17 protein-coding genes and 1 pseudogene are annotated in these 16,089 nt (G+C 62.5%); 12 read left to right on the top strand and 6 right to left on the bottom strand.

The genetic code is table 11. The features are described from left to right. Window positions 1-2 precede the first annotated feature (2 nt). Window positions 3-941, top strand: a complete 939-nt coding sequence (miaA, locus tag ACD578_RS13915; RefSeq protein WP_404293843.1) for a tRNA (adenosine(37)-N6)-dimethylallyltransferase MiaA — start codon at window positions 3-5, stop codon at window positions 939-941. Here miaA and ACD578_RS13910 read toward each other — a convergent pair. Next, window positions 919-1,745, bottom strand: a pseudogene (locus ACD578_RS13910) (RMD1 family protein). The gene miaA and the pseudogene ACD578_RS13910 overlap by 23 nt on opposite strands. A 275-nt stretch (window positions 1,746-2,020) precedes the next feature. Here ACD578_RS13910 and ACD578_RS13905 point away from each other — a divergent pair. From ACD578_RS13905 to ilvN, 3 genes are read left to right on the top strand one after another with little or no spacing between them, the layout of a single operon-like run. After that, the gene (locus ACD578_RS13905; protein ID WP_404285841.1) at window positions 2,021-3,793 is read left to right on the top strand and encodes an acetolactate synthase 3 large subunit; all 1,773 of its coding nucleotides are present in this window, start codon (window positions 2,021-2,023) and stop codon (window positions 3,791-3,793) included. A gap of 14 nt (window positions 3,794-3,807) precedes the next feature. Further along, window positions 3,808-4,488: a glutathione S-transferase family protein gene (locus tag ACD578_RS13900; protein ID WP_404285839.1), complete on the top strand. Its 681-nt coding sequence runs from the start codon at window positions 3,808-3,810 to the stop codon at window positions 4,486-4,488. A 29-nt stretch (window positions 4,489-4,517) separates the two neighbouring features. Beyond that, window positions 4,518-5,075, top strand: a complete 558-nt coding sequence (ilvN, locus tag ACD578_RS13895) for an acetolactate synthase small subunit (protein ID WP_152709809.1) — start codon at window positions 4,518-4,520, stop codon at window positions 5,073-5,075. Here the strand turns inward: ilvN and ACD578_RS13890 are convergent. Next, the gene (locus tag ACD578_RS13890) at window positions 5,065-5,610 is read right to left on the bottom strand and encodes a DUF924 family protein (RefSeq protein WP_404285837.1); all 546 of its coding nucleotides are present in this window, start codon (window positions 5,608-5,610) and stop codon (window positions 5,065-5,067) included. The genes ilvN and ACD578_RS13890 overlap by 11 nt on opposite strands. A 279-nt stretch (window positions 5,611-5,889) precedes the next feature. Here ACD578_RS13890 and ilvC point away from each other — a divergent pair, with 279 nt between their 5' ends. Next, window positions 5,890-6,909, top strand: a complete 1,020-nt coding sequence (gene ilvC, locus ACD578_RS13885; RefSeq protein ID WP_404293841.1) for a ketol-acid reductoisomerase — start codon at window positions 5,890-5,892, stop codon at window positions 6,907-6,909. Window positions 6,910-7,038: 129 nt separating this feature from the next. Next, window positions 7,039-8,790: a patatin-like phospholipase family protein gene (locus ACD578_RS13880; RefSeq protein WP_404285835.1), complete on the top strand. Its 1,752-nt coding sequence runs from the start codon at window positions 7,039-7,041 to the stop codon at window positions 8,788-8,790. A gap of 24 nt (window positions 8,791-8,814) precedes the next feature. Here the strand turns inward: ACD578_RS13880 and ACD578_RS13875 are convergent, their stop codons facing one another. From ACD578_RS13875 to ACD578_RS13865, 3 genes are all read right to left on the bottom strand, one after another. Next, window positions 8,815-9,033 carry a hypothetical protein gene (locus tag ACD578_RS13875; RefSeq protein WP_404285833.1) on the bottom strand — a complete coding sequence of 73 codons (219 nt, stop codon included), beginning with the start codon at window positions 9,031-9,033 and terminating at the stop codon, window positions 8,815-8,817. Window positions 9,034-9,270: 237 nt separating this feature from the next. Beyond that, the gene (locus ACD578_RS13870) at window positions 9,271-9,426 is read right to left on the bottom strand and encodes a hypothetical protein (protein WP_153885286.1); all 156 of its coding nucleotides are present in this window, start codon (window positions 9,424-9,426) and stop codon (window positions 9,271-9,273) included. A 64-nt stretch (window positions 9,427-9,490) separates the two neighbouring features. Continuing rightward, a complete protein-coding gene (locus ACD578_RS13865; protein ID WP_404285831.1) occupies window positions 9,491-10,012 on the bottom strand; it encodes a DedA family protein in 522 nt (173 codons plus the stop codon). 154 nt (window positions 10,013-10,166) lie between these two features. Here ACD578_RS13865 and pdxY point away from each other — a divergent pair, with 154 nt between their 5' ends. From pdxY to ACD578_RS13835, 6 genes are all read left to right on the top strand, one after another. After that, window positions 10,167-11,015 carry a pyridoxal kinase PdxY gene (gene pdxY, locus ACD578_RS13860; protein ID WP_404285829.1) on the top strand — a complete coding sequence of 283 codons (849 nt, stop codon included), beginning with the start codon at window positions 10,167-10,169 and terminating at the stop codon, window positions 11,013-11,015. A gap of 130 nt (window positions 11,016-11,145) precedes the next feature. Then, window positions 11,146-11,958, top strand: coding sequence for an ABC transporter ATP-binding protein (locus ACD578_RS13855; RefSeq protein ID WP_404285827.1), 813 nt, complete (start codon window positions 11,146-11,148; stop codon window positions 11,956-11,958). After that, window positions 11,958-12,749, top strand: coding sequence for an ABC transporter permease (locus tag ACD578_RS13850; RefSeq protein WP_404285825.1), 792 nt, complete (start codon window positions 11,958-11,960; stop codon window positions 12,747-12,749). Before ACD578_RS13855 ends, ACD578_RS13850 begins: the two co-directional genes overlap by 1 nt. 37 nt (window positions 12,750-12,786) lie before the next feature. Further along, a complete protein-coding gene (locus ACD578_RS13845; RefSeq protein WP_152709792.1) occupies window positions 12,787-13,809 on the top strand; it encodes an ABC transporter substrate-binding protein in 1,023 nt (340 codons plus the stop codon). A 218-nt stretch (window positions 13,810-14,027) separates the two neighbouring features. Further along, on the top strand, window positions 14,028-14,933 hold the full coding sequence (locus ACD578_RS13840; RefSeq protein WP_404285823.1) for a PhzF family phenazine biosynthesis protein: 906 nt from the start codon (window positions 14,028-14,030) through the stop codon (window positions 14,931-14,933). Continuing rightward, on the top strand, window positions 14,930-15,643 hold the full coding sequence (locus ACD578_RS13835) for an NUDIX hydrolase (RefSeq protein ID WP_404285821.1): 714 nt from the start codon (window positions 14,930-14,932) through the stop codon (window positions 15,641-15,643). The genes ACD578_RS13840 and ACD578_RS13835 overlap by 4 nt, the downstream gene beginning before the upstream one ends. Here ACD578_RS13835 and ACD578_RS13830 read toward each other — a convergent pair. Beyond that, on the bottom strand, window positions 15,634-15,963 hold the full coding sequence (locus tag ACD578_RS13830) for a hypothetical protein (protein ID WP_404285819.1): 330 nt from the start codon (window positions 15,961-15,963) through the stop codon (window positions 15,634-15,636). The two genes, ACD578_RS13835 and ACD578_RS13830, sit on opposite strands and share 10 nt — an antisense overlap. Between the last annotated feature and the right edge of the window lie 126 nt (window positions 15,964-16,089).

Raw genomic sequence — 16,089 nt, 5'->3', positions numbered from 1 at the left:
ACCTGGCTGTGAAGGGGGTTGGGATCGGCGCGGTTCTCATCGCAGGGCCGACCGCATCAGGCAAGTCCGCATTGGGCATCAAACTGGCTCAAGGGCTCGATGGCGTCGTGATCAATGCCGATTCCATGCAGGTCTACCGGGATCTGCGGGTCATCACCGCCCGTCCTGCGCCTGCCGAGGAGGCCGAAGCCCCGCACAGGCTCTATGGCCATGTGGATGCCGCCATGAACTTTTCCGTGGGCCGCTACATGGCCGATGCGACCCAGGTTCTGCAGGAGATCAAAGGCCGAAAGCTCCCCATCTTCGTCGGTGGGACCGGGCTCTACTTCAAGGCTCTGACGGAAGGCCTGTCCGACATGCCCCCCGTTCCGGAGGAGGTGCGCGAACAGGTGCGTCGGGACAGCGAAGGGTTGGAAACACCGGAACTCCACCGCCTCCTGTCGGAGCGCGACCCCGAGACGGCCCGCACCTTGCGTCCCTCCGACCGCCTGCGCGTGCAGCGGGCGCTCGAGATCTTCGCCGCGACCGGCCAGCCGCTCGTCTCCTTCCACGGAGCCCGCCAGCCGGGGCCGTTTGCCGCCATACCGGTCATCAAGCTCTTCCTCGCACCTGACCGGAACGAACTCCGCCGACGGATCGACGCGCGTTTTCTCGCCATGATGGACCAGGGTGCTCTCGACGAAGTGAGGGCGCTGGGCGAGCGAAACCTCGATCCCATGCTGCCTGCCATGCGGGCCCACGGCGTTCCCGGACTTCTGGCGCATCTACGGGGCGAAATCCCGCTCGACGAGGCCGTTGCGAAAGGGCAGGGCGATACGCGGCGCTATGCCAAGCGCCAGTTCACCTGGTTTCGCCACCAATTGCCCGACTGGCAATGGGTCGAGCCGGAGAAGGGCTTCGAGGCCGTGATGGCCCAGCTCAATGCCCAGGAGCGCCTGTGAACATCTGATAGAAGGTGATGAAGATCTCGAACACGATCAGCAGGACGATGATCAGTTCGAGGCGCAGGGACCGTTCGGTGTCGATGATGTCGGTGAGAGCCTGGGCCGTGTCGCCGAGCACCTCGAGCTTGCGGTGGAGTGCCGTGGCGCGTTCCTTCAACTCGTATTCGTCCTCCAGGCGGGCATAGAGGCGCTCAAGGTCCGGGCGGTCCCACAGGACGTCCGGCTTTTCCTCCACGGCCACACCGCCTGACATGCGCTGGCGAACCAGGAGGGCTTGGCCGACCTGCTTGAGGATCCTGCGGCGATCCCGGGGGCGCCGGCCCTTTTCGGCGAGGTGCTGGACGGACGGCTCCACCAGCTCGAAGGCGGCGGTGGCCTCCCGCTCGTCCCGGGCAAGGGTCGCGCTCTTGGACAGGGCATCCGCGATGACGATCAGGCGCTCGGTCGACAATTGCTTGATATAGATCGGGCCTCCCGGCGGGATCTGGTCGTCCCGGTCCGGTGTGATCTCGATGATGGCGGTCTCTTCCTCGTGCCGGGCGAACTCGCCCTGGATGCGCTGACGCAGGCTGCGGATGACCTCGTCCTCCTCCAGCGGCGTCAGGCCCACCAGCACCGCGACGCCGTAACGGAAGAGAGCAACGAAGCCGTCCTGCCCGGCCCGGAAGGCGAGGGGGTGGTGGAAAGCACGTCGCTGCGCTCCAGCCCCGCTACATCGAGACGGTCGCCCAGGAGCAGAGCGCGGGCTGTGAGGCGCAGGTTCTGCATGGGCGCGCCGGTCGAGGAGATGGTATCTGGCATGGTCATACGACTAAAATAGGGGGCTTAAGATAAAAGCTAAGCAGGCTTGAGCCAAGTCGACTCCGCTTGACCGAATGAAACGGATCGTTTAGCGTCGGCGCAACTTTTGAACCGAGAGCTGCCCCCATGCGCAAGCTTATTCTCGTAGTACGAGCGCCATCGACGGAGCGGGATTGACCCGCAGGTCCGGCGATGGCGCACAGGCCCCCTCAGGGGCCTTTTTTATTGCCCAAATTCCAAGACAGTGATGCGAAAGACCCCAGGGAGCGAGTGAGATGAGCGAGACGATGACCGGAGCCGAAATGGTGATCCGAGCCCTGCACGACCAGGGAGTTGAGCATATCTTCGGTTATCCGGGTGGCGCGGTGCTTCCCATCTACGATGCGCTCTTCCACCAGGACAAGGTCCGCCACGTCCTCGTCCGCCATGAGCAGGGCGCGGTGCACGCGGCGGAAGGCTATGCCCGCTCCTCCGGTAAGCCGGGCGTGGTGCTGGTGACCTCCGGCCCCGGGGCGACCAACGCGATCACGGGTCTCGCCGATGCAATGATGGATTCGATCCCGCTGGTCTGCATCACCGGCCAGGTGCCGACCCATCTCATCGGCTCCGACGCCTTCCAGGAATGCGACACGGTCGGCATCACCCGCCACTGCACGAAGCACAACTATCTCGTCAAATCCATCGAGGATCTGCCGCGCGTTCTGCATGAAGCGTTCTATGTGGCGCAGAACGGCCGTCCGGGTCCGGTCGTGGTCGATCTGCCGAAGGACATCCAGTTCAAGACCGGCTCCTATGCCCGGCCGCTCAGCAACCAGCACAAGACCTATCGTCCGACCGTCAAGGGCGACATGGACCATATCCGCGCCGCTGTGGAACTGATGGCCAATGCCAAGCGCCCGGTGTTCTATACCGGTGGCGGCGTCATCAATTCCGGGCCTCATGCCTCGACGCTGCTGCGCGAGCTCGCGCGGCTCACGGGCTTTCCCGTCACCTCGACCCTGATGGGCCTTGGCGCCTATCCGGCCTCTGACAGGCAGTGGCTCGGCATGCTTGGCATGCACGGCACCTACGAGGCCAATCTCGCGATGCATGAATGCGACGTGATGATCAACATCGGTGCGCGTTTCGACGACCGCATCACGGGCCGTCTCGATGCCTTCTCGCCCTTCTCCAAGCGCATCCACGTCGACATCGATCCGTCCTCCATCAACAAGACCGTGAAGGTGGACATCCCGATTGTCGGCGATTGCGCGCATGTGCTGGAGGACATGCTGCGCCTGTGGCGGCAGAATGCCCACCGATCGGACAAGGCGGCCCTCACGGATTGGTGGGGCAAGATCGAAGGCTGGCGTGCCCGCAACTGCCTGGCCTTCCGCAACTCCACCGAGACCATCAAGCCGCAATACGCATTGCAGCGTCTCTACGAATTGACGAGGGATCGCGAGGTCTATGTCACCACCGAAGTGGGGCAGCACCAGATGTGGGCGGCCCAGTACTTCAAGTTCGAGGAGCCGAACCGCTGGATGACCTCGGGCGGCCATGGCACGATGGGCTATGGATTGCCCGCCGCCGTTGGCGCGCAGCTGGCGCATCCCGATGCGCTTGTGATCGACATCGCCGGCGAAGCCTCGATCCAGATGATGCTGCAGGAGATGTCGACCGCTTTGCAATACAACCTGCCGGTCAAGGTGTTCATCCTCAACAACGAGTACATGGGCATGGTGCGTCAGTGGCAGGAGCTGCTGCATGGCGGACGCTACTCGCAGAGCTATTCCGAGTCGCTGCCCGATTTCGTGAAACTTGCCGAGGCCTATGGCGGCGTCGGCATCCGTTGCGATAAGCCCGGCGATCTCGATGCGAAGATCCTCGAGATGATCAATGTGAACCGGCCGGTCGTCTTCGACTGCATCGTCGACAAGACCGAGAACTGCTTCCCGATGATCCCATCGGGCAAGGCCCATAACGAGATGCTGCTCAACGATTATCTCGGAGAGACCGGGGCCGATATCGGTTCCGTGATCGACGAGAAGGGCAAGATGCTGGTCTGATGAGGATTGGAACCATGCCGACCCTCGTCATCGCCAACAAGTGCTACTCCTCGTGGTCGATGCGTCCCTGGCTGCTGCTGAAGCAGCTTGGGATCGCCTTCGACGAGATCACCGTTCCGCTCGATCTTCCGGACACGAAGGCGAGGGTGCTCAAGCACTCGCCTGCGGGCAAGGTCCCGATCCTGATCGACGGCGACGTGACCGTCTGGGAGACCATCGCCATCATGGAACATGTCGGCGAGGCCTATGACGCCCCCGTGTGGCCTGCGGATCGCAAAGCCCGTGCCATGGCGCGCTCGATTGCGGCTGAAATGCATTCCGGATTTTCGGCACTGCGCTCCGCATGCCCGATGAACCTCGGCAAGAAATTTGCGCAGAAGGATCGGGGCGAAGCCGTTGCCCGCGATGTCGCCCGCTTCAGCGAGATCGTGCGTCAGGCGCGTGAGCATTTCGGCGCTGGCGGTCCATTCCTGTTTGGCGCCTTCTCGGCGGCCGATGCCATGTATGCGCCGCTCGTGACGCGTCTCGATACCTATTCCATCGCGCTCGATGCCACCACGCGCGCCTATGCGGATGCGATCCTCATCCTGCCGGCCTTCCAGGAATGGCGCTCGGCAGCCATGGAGGAGGAGTGGATCGTCGAGGCCGATGAGGTCGACGAAGAGGCTATCGAAGATTATCGCAAGGCGGCTTGAGGCCGGATCAGAATTCGGGAAACCAGACCATGCTTCAGATGAAAACCCATTACCCCGATGCGACCCGTGTCGAGCCGTCGAACCGGCACACGCTCGCCATCGTCGTCGACAACGAACCAGGCGTTCTTGCGCGCATCGCCGGCCTATTTTCGGGACGCGGCTACAACATCGAGAGCTTGACCGTCACCGAGACGGAGCATGAGGCGCATGTCTCGCGCATCACCATCGTGACGACTGGCACCGACAGCATCATCCAGCAGATCAAAAGCCAGCTGGAACGCCTCGTGCCCGTGCATCGCGTGGTCGATCTGACCATGACAGGCGACGCCGTCGAGCGCGAACTCTGCCTTGTCAAGGTCGTGGGCAAGGGCGACCACCGGGTGGAGGCCATGCGTCTCGCCTCGGCCTTCGGCGCGCGCACCCTCGATGCGACGTTGACCTCGTTCGTCTACGAGCTGACCGGCACGACGGATGAGGTCGAACGCTTCATCAAGCTAATGACGGCTGTTGGTCTTGTGGAGGTCTCCCGCACCGGCGTCGCTGCCATGGCGCGCGGTGCGGAGGGAATGGGGGGGCTCAGCCCCTGAAGTCGCTCTCCTTCAGGAATGCTTCCTCCTCCGGGGTCGTCTCACGACCGAGGATGGCGTTGCGGTGAGGGAAGCGGCCGAAGCGGACGATGATGTCGTGATGGTGGCGGGCCCACTTGATGGAATCCTCGCCGAGGGCTTCGTTGAGGGTCACCGAGCGCTCCTGATGCCGCAAGGACTCGGAGTGCATGAAGGGCAGGTAGAAGAACCGGCGGAACGCGGGTTCCACTTGCCCGTCGAACCCTCTCTCGATGGCGCGATCCGCGACCATGAGGGCGACCGGGTCCGTTTTGTAGGTTTCGCGCTTTCCCCGGAACATGTTCCGGGGGAACTGGTCGAGGAGGAGAATGACGGCGAGCGCTCCTTCCGGGGTGAGCTCCCACTCGTTGAGGTCGCCACGCGCAGCGGCTTCATAGGTGGGCAGGAAGCGGTCACGGCAGACTTGGTCGAAGGTCTCATCCTTCGAGAACCACCTCTCCGGTCCGGCCTCGCGCCAGAAACCGAGCACTTCGTCGGGAGTGGCTAGGCGCTGCATGCGGCTTTGTCCTTCTCGGGAAAACGATAGGACTAATCTAGAGCATTGGAGAGCCGTTTGAACTCTCCGGGCTTGGATCGTTTGTTGACAGAAATGATCGGACCTTGCGCTGAGAGCGGGCGAGGTCCGCAGTTTTGCTACAAACAACAGCTTGTCAGCGCAGTTTTATTCGCTAAAAGCGGCGCCTGATAAAACAAATGTTGCGCAGCCCTTTACAGGACGGTGCAGCGGAGACGAGGACGGGGGAAAGCCCCCTTTGAGATAAGGGACTTGAGGACCATGCGTGTCTATTACGATCGCGACGCAGACATCAATCTGATCAAGGGCAAGAAGGTTGTCATCGTCGGCTACGGCAGCCAGGGCCATGCCCATACCCTGAACCTGCGCGATTCCGGCGTGAAGGACATCGTCGTGGCGCTCCGCAAGGGTTCGCCCTCCGCGGCCAAGGCTGAGAAGGCCGGTCTCAAGGTCATGGAAGTGGCTGACGCCGCCAAGTGGGGCGACGTGGTCATGATGCTGACCCCGGACGAGTTGCAGGCCGACATCTACCGCAACGAGCTGAACGACAACATGAAGCAGGGCGCGGCGCTGCTCTTCGCTCACGGCCTCAACGTTCACTTCAACCTTATCGAGCCCCGCAAGGACCTCGACGTGCTCATGGTCGCCCCGAAGGGCCCCGGCCATACGGTGCGTTCCGAGTACCAGCGCGGCGGCGGCGTGCCGACCCTCATCGCAATCCATCAGGACGCCACCGGCAACGCCCATGACATCGCGCTCTCCTATGCCTCCGCCAATGGCGGAGGCCGCGCCGGCATCATCGAGACCACCTTCAAGGAAGAGTGCGAGACCGATCTCTTCGGCGAGCAGGTGGTGCTCTGCGGTGGTCTCGTCGAGCTCATCAAGGCGGGCTTCGAGACCCTGGTCGAGGCAGGCTATGCCCCCGAGATGGCCTATTTCGAGTGTCTCCACGAGGTGAAGCTGATCGTCGACCTCATCTACGAGGGCGGCATCGCCAACATGAACTACTCGATCTCGAACACGGCCGAGTATGGCGAATACGTCACCGGCCCGCGCATCATCACGCCTGAGACTAAGGCCGAGATGAAGCGTGTTCTCGAAGACATTCAGAGCGGCAAGTTCACCCGCGACTGGATGCTCGAGAACAAGGTCAACCAGACGTCCTTCAAGGCGACCCGCGCCCGCAATGCCGCGCACCCCATCGAGGATGTCGGCGCCCGCCTGCGCGACATGATGCCGTGGATCAAGGAAAAGGCCCTGGTCGACAAGAGCCGGAACTAAGCCGTTCAAGGGCGGTCCGGCCGGTCCGTGCCGCCCAAAATCACTTCAGCTAAGCCGAATGCGAGTTTGTCAGCTCGGTTCAATCCCGCTAGAGCATCGGAGGGATCCCTTCGATGCTCTTTTATTTCGATGAGCACCACGAGCTTGCTTGAAGAATTGTCGGAATTCGACCTGCCGCTTTGGGCCGGGCTGGATCCGGCCGCGCGTCTTGAGCTCCAGTCGAAGCTTCAGCATATCATGCTTCCCGGTGGCGAGGTTCTCTTCCGGGAAGGCGATCCGGCGGATGCGCTCTACATGCTCGTCTCAGGCGCACTCGGGGTATCGGTGCAGGGGGACCATGGCGAGCAGCGACGCATCGCCCGCATCGCACCGTCCGAGACGATCGGCGAGATGGCCCTCATCTCCAATGCTCCTCGCTCGGCGACCGTCACGGCGCTCAGGGATTCCGTTCTGCTCACGCTGGCCCGAGCGAATTTCGAGAGCCTGATCGAGCGCTGGCCTTCCGTCATGCTCTATCTCTCGAAGCTGCTGGCCGACCGGCTTCGCGCGGCGACGCGTTTTACGCCCGCTGCCTTCACCCCGACGACCTTTGCCATCGTTCCCGTCACGCAAGGTGTGGTGGTCTCGGATTTTGCGCAAGCCTTCCTCGCGGAGATGCGACGCAGCCATGGAGCCGGGGTCGATCTGATCGATGCGATGCCCCACCAGGAGGACGAGAACGGGCTCTACCGCTTCGAGGCCAGCCGCGAGCGCGTGATCTATGTCGCACCGGAGCCGTCGGGTGCCTGGACGGAGCGGTGCATCCGCCATGCCGACCATGTCGTGCTGCTCGCGCGCCCCGGTGAGCCACTGACCTGCGAGGCCGAGGCGCTGACCAATGCGGTGTCGTCCTGGCGCCGCCACGATCTCGTCCTGCTGCAAAAACAGGATGCTAGGCGTCCCGCACCGGCACATCCGTCGTTGCAGCGGCTTCCCGTCAATCAGCACCTCCAGGTGCGCGAGAAAAACCTGCCCGATCTGCAGCGGCTCATCCGCACCTCGAGCGGAAGAGCTGTCGGCCTTGTCCTGGCCGGGGGTGGGGCGCGGGGCTTTGCTCACCTTGGCGCCATCCGGGCTCTGCACGAATACGGCATTCCGATCGATCTCGTCGGTGGAACCAGCATCGGTGCCGTCATGGCAGCCATCTGCGCCATTCAGATCGGCCTCGACGAGGCGCGCGATCTCATGATGGAGGCCTTCGTCCGGAGCCCGCCGCTGAACGACTATACTCTGCCGCTGATCGCTCTGATCCGTGGTCTCAAGGTCGATGCGCGGCTGATCGAGCATTTCGGCGAGCGGAATATCGAGGATCTCTGGCTGCCGTTCTTCTGTATCTCGTCCAACCTGACGACGGGGACGACCCATGTGCATCGCCAGGGGACGCTCTGGCGGGCCCTACGGGCGAGTCTTGCGATTCCTGGATTGCTCCCGCCCGTGGTCGAGCCGGAGGGAGTGCTCGTCGATGGAGCCATGATGAACAACCTGCCAGCCGACGTGATGGCCGATCTCCAGAGGGGACCGGTGCTCGGCATCGATGTGGCGCGGGATGTCGCCTTCACCAGTTCGGGCGACGAGGAGAAGAAGGCACCGCTGTTGCGCAGGATTCTAGGCCTGCCGGCCAACGCTCCGGACATCGTCAACCTGCTCTATCGCTCGGCCACGATCTCCAGCGACGCTCAGACCCTCAAGGCGAGCGCTCATGCCACCCTCGTGATCCACCCGCCTCTTGCCGATGTGCCGCTTCGGGGATGGGAGCAGTTCGAAAAGGTGGTCGAAATCGGCTACCGCCACACCCGGGAGCGGATCGAGGCGGGCGCGCTCGATGCTTTCAGAATCCCTTGAGAGAAGCGGGCCGGGCGATCCGGATCACATGCGATGAAACGCCATCGCTCCAGCAGCCGCGGCGATACCGAGAACGATGCCGGTTGTTCCCGAGCGCTGTTTCCAGAATCGATAAATGGCGTAGGAGGAGACAAGAGATGCCAGGAGTCCGGCGAGACTCTGGGTCAAAAAGTTCACCTTTGTCGGACCTCGCAGCGGCCGGGCTTCCTCCCAGCTTTCCATCATCCAGAAGACTGAGAACATGAAAGATGAGGCCCCCGCGATGGACGGCCACCAAGCGGTCGGAAGGCCGGTCCCCATCGGATCGATAGCCTCGGACGCGGACGCGCCGGAATGGAGATCTTCGTAAGAACCGGGGGAGGGAAGTGTCACAACATGAATCCGTGATGATATAGCTATCCAGCTACCATCACGGAGGACTGCTGCCACCTCTGGGAACAGAGGGGAATGGCGGCTCACCTGTGGGCGAACCGCCGGGTTTTACTGCTGATTGCTCTTCGTGTTCTGAGCTTTGTTGTTGTCCTGCTTGCCGGGGTCGACGCGGTTCTTCATCGTCCCGCCCGAGCCGCGGATATGATTTCCAGGGTGCTTTTTGCTCTCGGCGGAGTTGTCGCCGTTCATCTTGCCTTTGCCCATGGGGACCTCCTTTGCTGATGGAGGTTAATGACCCCTGAGACACCGGGTTCCCGGATGCGCTCACCTACCACAGCAGATAATGTGCGAGCCCGACGCCGGGTGCGAGGATCACGAAGGCCCAGACGGAGGCCGAGGCCAGATTGGCGGCCTGGAACAGGACCTGAGGCATCAGGAAAATACCCGCAATAAGGGCGATGACGGCGCGGATCGGTCCGAAAAACCGGCCCAGGAACACAGCCCAGGGGCCGAACCGCTGAAAGAACGCCTCGCCGCGCGCGATCAGCTTCGGGTTGCGGGACAGGGGCCAGAGTTCGTAGGCGGTCGTCTTGTAGCGCTGACCGATTTCGTAGGAGAGCCAATTGCCGAGGAAGGCGCCGCAGACGGATCCAGCCCAAGCCTGCCAGAAGGGGATATCGGCTGCCGCCAGCACGAATCCTACCGCGATCAGGATTGTCATGGTCGGCAGAAGCAGGGACACGAAGGCAAGGGATTCGGCAAAGGTCATGAGCCCGAGTACAAAGGGCGCATAACTCCTATGAGTCTGCACGAATTCCAGAATGCCGGTCTTCAGAAACTCGATGTCCATGGTGCCGTTGAACGTCCTGTTGTGGTTACGGTGCTAGGGTCAATACGGGCCGTCACGAAAAGAACCAACTGCCTTTGTGATGAATGAGATCACATCAGGCAATTTGAAGCGGGGCCTTTGTTGCGCTAACCGAGAAGCGAAAGGGGCCAGAGCCATGAACGTTCTCTCGATCCAATCCCATGTCGCCTACGGCCATGTGGGTAACGCCTCCGCGGTTTTTCCGATGCAGCGCCTCGGCGTCGAGGTCTGGCCCATACATACGGTGCAGTTCTCCAATCATACCGGCTACGGTTCCTGGAAAGGCCGCGTCTTCGACGGGCCGGCCATCGAGGACCTTGTGGAGGGCATCGCGGAGCGGGGTGTGCTCGAGCGCTGCAACGGCGTTCTCTCCGGCTATATGGGCTCGGCCGATATCGGCAACGCGATCCTCTCGGCGGTAGCGCGGGTGCGCGCGCTCAACCCGGAAGCGCTCTATTGCTGCGACCCGGTGATCGGCGATGTAGGCCGGGGCGTGTTCGTGCGACCGGGCATTCCGGAATTCATGCGGGAACAGGCCGTGCCTGCCGCCGACATCATCACCCCGAACCAGTTCGAGTTGGATTACCTGTCGGGCCTCACGACACAGACCTTGGACGATGTGAAACAGGCGGTCTCAATCGTGCAGGAGATGGGCCCGAAGGTCATGCTCGTCACCTCGGTCGAGACGAAGGAAACGCCCGTCGACGGCGTCGATCTCGTGGCAGGTGAAGGCGGGCGCTTCTGGCGCGTGCGTACGCCTAAGCTGTCGCTTTCCGTCAACGGAGCCGGCGACGCCATCGCGGCGCTCTTCTTCGTTCATTATGCCCGTTCGCGTTCGGCGCCGATGGCTCTTGCCGAAGCCTCGGCTTCTGTCTACGGCCTCCTCAAGCGCACGGAGGAGGCGGGTTCCCGCGAGATCCTGACCATCGCGGCGCAGGAGGAATTCGTCTCGCCCTCCCACCGCTTCGAGGCTGTGGAGATTTAAGTCGTTTCGAGCCGCGGGGCCTGATTCGGCGAGAGGGGCACATAGGTCGAAGGGAGAATCCGACGCGCCTTGCGATCCCTCTCCAGGCGGTCCTAGAATGCCGCCCGAAAGAGGGACCATGAGGATTGGAATGGATCAGGCGACCTCCCTTGCGGCGGTGGCGCTCAACGATGTCGCCATCACCTTCGGGCCGAAGGTGGGTGGTTACACGGCCGTCAGCGGCATTGATCTCTCGGTTCGCCCGGGCGAGTTCGTAGCGATCGTTGGCCCGACGGGGTCGGGCAAGTCCACAATCCTGAATGCGGCTGCCGGCTTGTTGAAGCCGTCTGCAGGTCGGGTCAGGATCTTCGGCAGCGATCTTTCCAATCTCAACCTGCGTGCCGGCTATCTCTTCCAGCAGGACGCGCTGATGCCGTGGAAGACGGCTCTCGACAACGTGGCTGTCGCTCTCGAATCGAAGGGCGTCTCGCGCCACGACGCTTTGCAGCGGGCAAGAGATTGGCTGGGGCGCGTCGGGCTCTCGGCCTTCGTCGACCGATATCCGCACATGCTCTCCGGCGGGCAGCGCAAGCGCGTGGCGCTGGCTCAGGTTCTGATCCGCGATCCCGAGATCCTTCTGATGGACGAGCCCTTCGGGCCTCTCGACGCGCAGACGCGACAGATCATGGGCAATCTGCTTTTGAGTTTGTGGGCGGCGGATCGCAAGGCGGTGATGTTCGTCACGCATGATCTGGAGGAGGCGATTGCCCTGGCCGACCGCGTGGTGCTGATGTCGGCGGGTCCGGCCGCGGGGATCATCGGCGACTTTTCGGTCGAACTGCCTCGTCCGCGCGACATTGCGGAAGTGCGCATGGAGCCTACGTTCCACCACATCCATAAGGAGATCTGGGCGAGCCTGCGCGTCGAGGTCCAGAAGGCCTACAGCCAAGGGGAGGCCACCTGATGCCGCGTCTGAAACTGACCGTCCTCCAGATTGGCGTGGGCCTGATCTTCCTTTTGCTTTGGCATGTGCTGACCGTCTATCCGATCACCGGGACGGCCAAGCAGGTTCAGTTCTTCTTCTCGACACCGCTCGACGTTCTCAAACGCTGCTGGACGCTCTTCGCAAGCGGAGAGATCTGGGGGCATCTCTGGATTACGTTGGTCGAGACCATCCTGGCCTTTCTGATCGGCGCAGGCGGCGGCATCATTTTCGGCTTCCTCTTCGCGCGGAAGGAATTGCTTGCCGCGGTTTTCGATCCTTACATCAAAGCCGCGAATGCGTTGCCGCGCGTTGTGCTCGCCCCGATCTTCGCTCTCTGGTTCGGCCTCGGCATCTGGTCGAAGGTGGCGCTCGGCTTCACGCTCGTGTTCTTCATCGTGTTCTTCAATGTGTACCAGGGCGTTCGCGAAGTGTCGCCCGTCGTGCTCGCCAATGCACGCATGCTCGGTATGAACGAACGTCAGCTGCTGCGGCACGTCTATTGGCCTTCGGCGCTGACCTGGGTGTTCTCGTCACTCCATACCTCGGTCGGTTTCGCCCTCGTGGGCGCCGTCGTCGGCGAATATCTCGGGTCGTCCGCCGGGCTCGGCTACAAAATTCACGAGGCCGAGAGCGTCTTCGATGTGACGGGCGTCTTCGCCGGCATGCTGATCCTGTCCGTCTTCGTCATCCTCATCGACATGCTCGTGACAAGAATCGAAAACCGTTTTCTCGTTTGGCGGCCGCAGACGTCCCTGGCCGCACGAACATAAGATTCACAATGATCGGATCAAAACAGGGAGAAACGCCATGGAACGTCGTACATTTCTGAAAAGTGCAGGAGCCCTCGGACTGGCTGCAGCATTGGGCCCGAAGGCCTTTGCGCAGGGAGCGCCGGAAAAGGCGAAGGTGACGTTGGGCGTCGGCGGCAAGCCGCTGCTCTATTACCTGCCGCTCACCATTGCCGAGCGGAAGGGCTTCTTCAAGGAGCAGGGACTCGAGGTCGAGATCAACGATTTCGGCGGCGGCGCCAAGTCGCTCCAGGCCCTCATCGGCGGCTCCGTCGACGTCGTGACCGGAGCCTACGAGCACACGATCCGGATGCAGGCCAAGGGGCAGGACGTGGTGGCCGTCACCGAACTCGGCCGCTTCCCGGCGATCGTGATTGCGGTCAAGAAGGACAAGGCCGGACAGATCAAGTCGGCGGCCGATTTCAAGGGGCTCAAGATCGGCGTCACCGCTCCAGGGTCTTCCACGGCGCTTACGGCACAGTACGCCATGGTGAAGGCTGGCTTGAAGCCCTCCGATGCCGCCATCATCGGCGTCGGCTCGGGCGCCAGCGGGGTGGCTGCCATGAAGAAGGGTGAGATCGACGTGATCTCCCATCTCGACCCGGTCATCGCGAAGCTCGAAGCCGATGGCGACATCCAGATCCTCATCGACACCCGCACCGAGGCCGGAACCCGCGAGCTTTTCGGCGGCTCGAACCCGGCGGCGACGCTCTACACGAAGAAGGACTTCATCGAGAAGAATCCGCAGACCACGCAGCGCCTCGTCAATGCCTTCGTGAAGACCCTGAAATGGCTTGAGACCGCAAAGCCCGAGGACGTCGCCGCCACGGTGCCGGAGGAATACTACCTGGGTGACAAGCCGCTCTATCTCAAGGCCGTACAGAACTCGCTCGAGAGCTATTCGCGCAGTGGCATCATTCCGATGATCGGCATGCAGAGCGTGCTCGACATGCTGCGTCAGCTCGATCCGGAGCTGAAGGACGCCAAGGTGGATCTCGCTGCGACCTTCGACGACCGCTTCGTGCGTCAGGCGGCGATGTAAGCAGGCAGGCTTGCCGGGCGAACATAAATGATGTCGCCGGCGCGGGTTCTGTGCCGGCGAGCAGCTTCAGGTTCAAGCTCATGCCATAGCGGGGTTCCGCCTCCGCAGGGACGATGGGGCGAGTTCGGTTGACAGGAGGACGCCCGAATGTACCTCATCCGGAGCTGAAGAATCAGTGTTCTCGTATCCCCGAAGGCTCCCGAGGAGGTTTGATCCGCATGTCCCGCAGCTTTGTCACCCTCGACGTCTTCACATCCGAGCGCTTTGCCGGAAACCCTCTTGCCGTCGTGCTGGAAGCCGAGGGATTGGACACGGCAGGGATGCAGCAGATCGCGAAGGAGTTCAACCTTTCCGAGACCGTCTTTGTCCTCCCGCCCTCCGATCCGCGCCAGCGCGCTGATATCCGTATTTTTACGCCGGTGCGTGAGCTTCCTTTCGCAGGCCACCCGACCGTGGGAACGGCGGTGCTTCTGGCGCTGCTCGATCAGAACGGTCAGCCGGGTGCCGTGGCCTTCGGCTTGAAAGAGCAGGTCGGCATTGTCCCCTGCGCTGTCGAGGTGCAGGGGGCTACGAGCGGCACAGCGCGATTTCGCCTGCCGCGCCTGCCTTTCGTCTGGGGCGAGGGCAAGGACTCGCCGACATGTGCTTGGGCACTCGGCCTCGATCCCACGGAAATCGGTTTCGACCGCCACATTCCAAGCCGCCATTCTGCCGGCGTCGCATATGATCTCGTGCCGGTCGCTTCTCTCGAAGCGCTGGCGAAATCCAAACCGCAGGGCGAGGCCTTCGACAAGGCGTTCGGCGACAGCGACCACCCTGCGCCTTATGTCTATGCTCGTATCCCCCAGGCGGACGGATTGCGGTTCCGAGCCCGCATGTTCGGTTTGGGCATGGGGATTGCGGAGGACCCGGCGACCGGCTCCGCGGCGGCCGCCTTCGCGGGCGCACTCATGCAATGCGAGCCCCTGGGCGATGGCGAGCACAACATCGTCATCGAGCAGGGTGTCGAGATGGGACGCCCGAGCGAGATCGTTCTGCAGATGGTAATCCAGGGCGGAGCCCTTATCTCTGCCGAAATCGGCGGGGAGGCTGTGATGGTGAGCCGCGGCGAGATCCTGTCGTGAACCGCGAGCCTCAGATCCGGCGCGTCACCCGCGTCGAGGCTTTCTGCCGTCCACTGGATTGGGCTTGGCCCAAGCAGAACCGGGAATTCATCGAAAAGAACTGGAAGCGCCGCACGGTCGGCAAGCCGCAGATGTTCAATGGACGGGTGCTGCTGCTCCAGAATGTGGAATTCGAGCGGGATCTGTGCCGCAACACCTATTTCGAGGTCGACTACGCCGATTTCGTCGCCTGGATCGACAAAGGCTATCCGGACCCTGCCATCGCCAACGGCTTTGCCATGGGAGCGCTGCGCGGCTCCGATGGAGCCTTTATCTGCGGGGTCATGGGGAACGGCACGACCAATGCGGGCCGGGTCTATTTCGCAGCCGGCACACCTGACCTTTCCGATCTGAGACCGGACGGCACGGTCGATCTCGCCACCAGTCTCACCCGGGAACTGGCCGAAGAGACAGGTCTCTCCGAGGACGATTACCACGTGGACGACGAGTGGATCATCGTCCAGCGCTGGCCGACGATCGCGCTGCTGCGGATGGTGACCTTGCCGGTTACGGCGGAGGAGGGCGCGGCGAAAATCCGCGCCAACATCGCGGCTCAGCACGAGCCCGAATTGCAGGACGTACGGATCGTTCGGGGGAAAGAGGACATTGATCCGGAACGGATGCCGCTGTTCCTGCAATCGTTCTTCGGCTGGGTCTTCGATCAGAGATAGCCGTGACGGGACTTCGTGGCGTTGACCATGCGCACGGCTTCCGCATCGCGCCCGGCTGCGCAGGTGGCCTCCGCCTGACCGATCTCACGATCGACCCGATTATAGACCGACTGGTTCACGTGCCCCATGGCAAGATCGTTGCTCATCACGGCGCGGTATCGGTCGATCTCGCCCTTGCAGCCCGATCCTTCCGGCATGCGGAAGCCGGACGGCGTGACGCTGGTGCTCGCGGAGCCAGGGGCCGAAGCGGTCTGATTACAGGCGGCCAGCGGCAGCGCCAGCAATCCCGTCAGGCACAGGGAACGGATCGCTGTTCTCATGAAAACACTCCTGGATAGGTGAGGGCGAGGCATAAAGGCCAAGCTTCATCCGATCTAGGGCGATTTCGCCGCAAACCAGCCCTCTCATGCCTGGCGTCATAACCCATACGATAGTCGAGCTTTGAC

The sequence above is a fragment of the Microvirga sp. RSM25 genome (assembly GCF_044784385.1).
Taxonomy (GTDB): Bacteria; Pseudomonadota; Alphaproteobacteria; order Rhizobiales; family Beijerinckiaceae; genus Microvirga; species Microvirga tunisiensis.
Note: the sequence above shows the minus strand (reverse complement) of the source record. Positions and strands in the feature narration are given on the sequence as shown.

Coding starts and splice junctions, on each gene's coding strand:
- ACD578_RS13840 (WP_404285823.1), top strand. CDS start 14,028: ATGTCCCGCAGCTTTGTCACCCTCGACGTCTTCACATCCGAGCGCTTT.
- ACD578_RS13845 (WP_152709792.1), top strand. CDS start 12,787: ATGGAACGTCGTACATTTCTGAAAAGTGCAGGAGCCCTCGGACTGGCT.
- ilvC (WP_404293841.1), top strand. CDS start 5,890: ATGCGTGTCTATTACGATCGCGACGCAGACATCAATCTGATCAAGGGC.
- ACD578_RS13850 (WP_404285825.1), top strand. CDS start 11,958: ATGCCGCGTCTGAAACTGACCGTCCTCCAGATTGGCGTGGGCCTGATC.
- ACD578_RS13880 (WP_404285835.1), top strand. CDS start 7,039: ATGAGCACCACGAGCTTGCTTGAAGAATTGTCGGAATTCGACCTGCCG.
- ACD578_RS13855 (WP_404285827.1), top strand. CDS start 11,146: ATGGATCAGGCGACCTCCCTTGCGGCGGTGGCGCTCAACGATGTCGCC.
- ACD578_RS13890 (WP_404285837.1), bottom strand. CDS start 5,610: ATGCAGCGCCTAGCCACTCCCGACGAAGTGCTCGGTTTCTGGCGCGAG.
- pdxY (WP_404285829.1), top strand. CDS start 10,167: ATGAACGTTCTCTCGATCCAATCCCATGTCGCCTACGGCCATGTGGGT.
- ACD578_RS13870 (WP_153885286.1), bottom strand. CDS start 9,426: ATGGGCAAAGGCAAGATGAACGGCGACAACTCCGCCGAGAGCAAAAAG.
- ACD578_RS13875 (WP_404285833.1), bottom strand. CDS start 9,033: ATGTTCTCAGTCTTCTGGATGATGGAAAGCTGGGAGGAAGCCCGGCCG.
- ACD578_RS13830 (WP_404285819.1), bottom strand. CDS start 15,963: ATGAGAACAGCGATCCGTTCCCTGTGCCTGACGGGATTGCTGGCGCTG.
- ACD578_RS13900 (WP_404285839.1), top strand. CDS start 3,808: ATGCCGACCCTCGTCATCGCCAACAAGTGCTACTCCTCGTGGTCGATG.
- ilvN (WP_152709809.1), top strand. CDS start 4,518: ATGCTTCAGATGAAAACCCATTACCCCGATGCGACCCGTGTCGAGCCG.
- ACD578_RS13865 (WP_404285831.1), bottom strand. CDS start 10,012: ATGGACATCGAGTTTCTGAAGACCGGCATTCTGGAATTCGTGCAGACT.
- ACD578_RS13905 (WP_404285841.1), top strand. CDS start 2,021: ATGAGCGAGACGATGACCGGAGCCGAAATGGTGATCCGAGCCCTGCAC.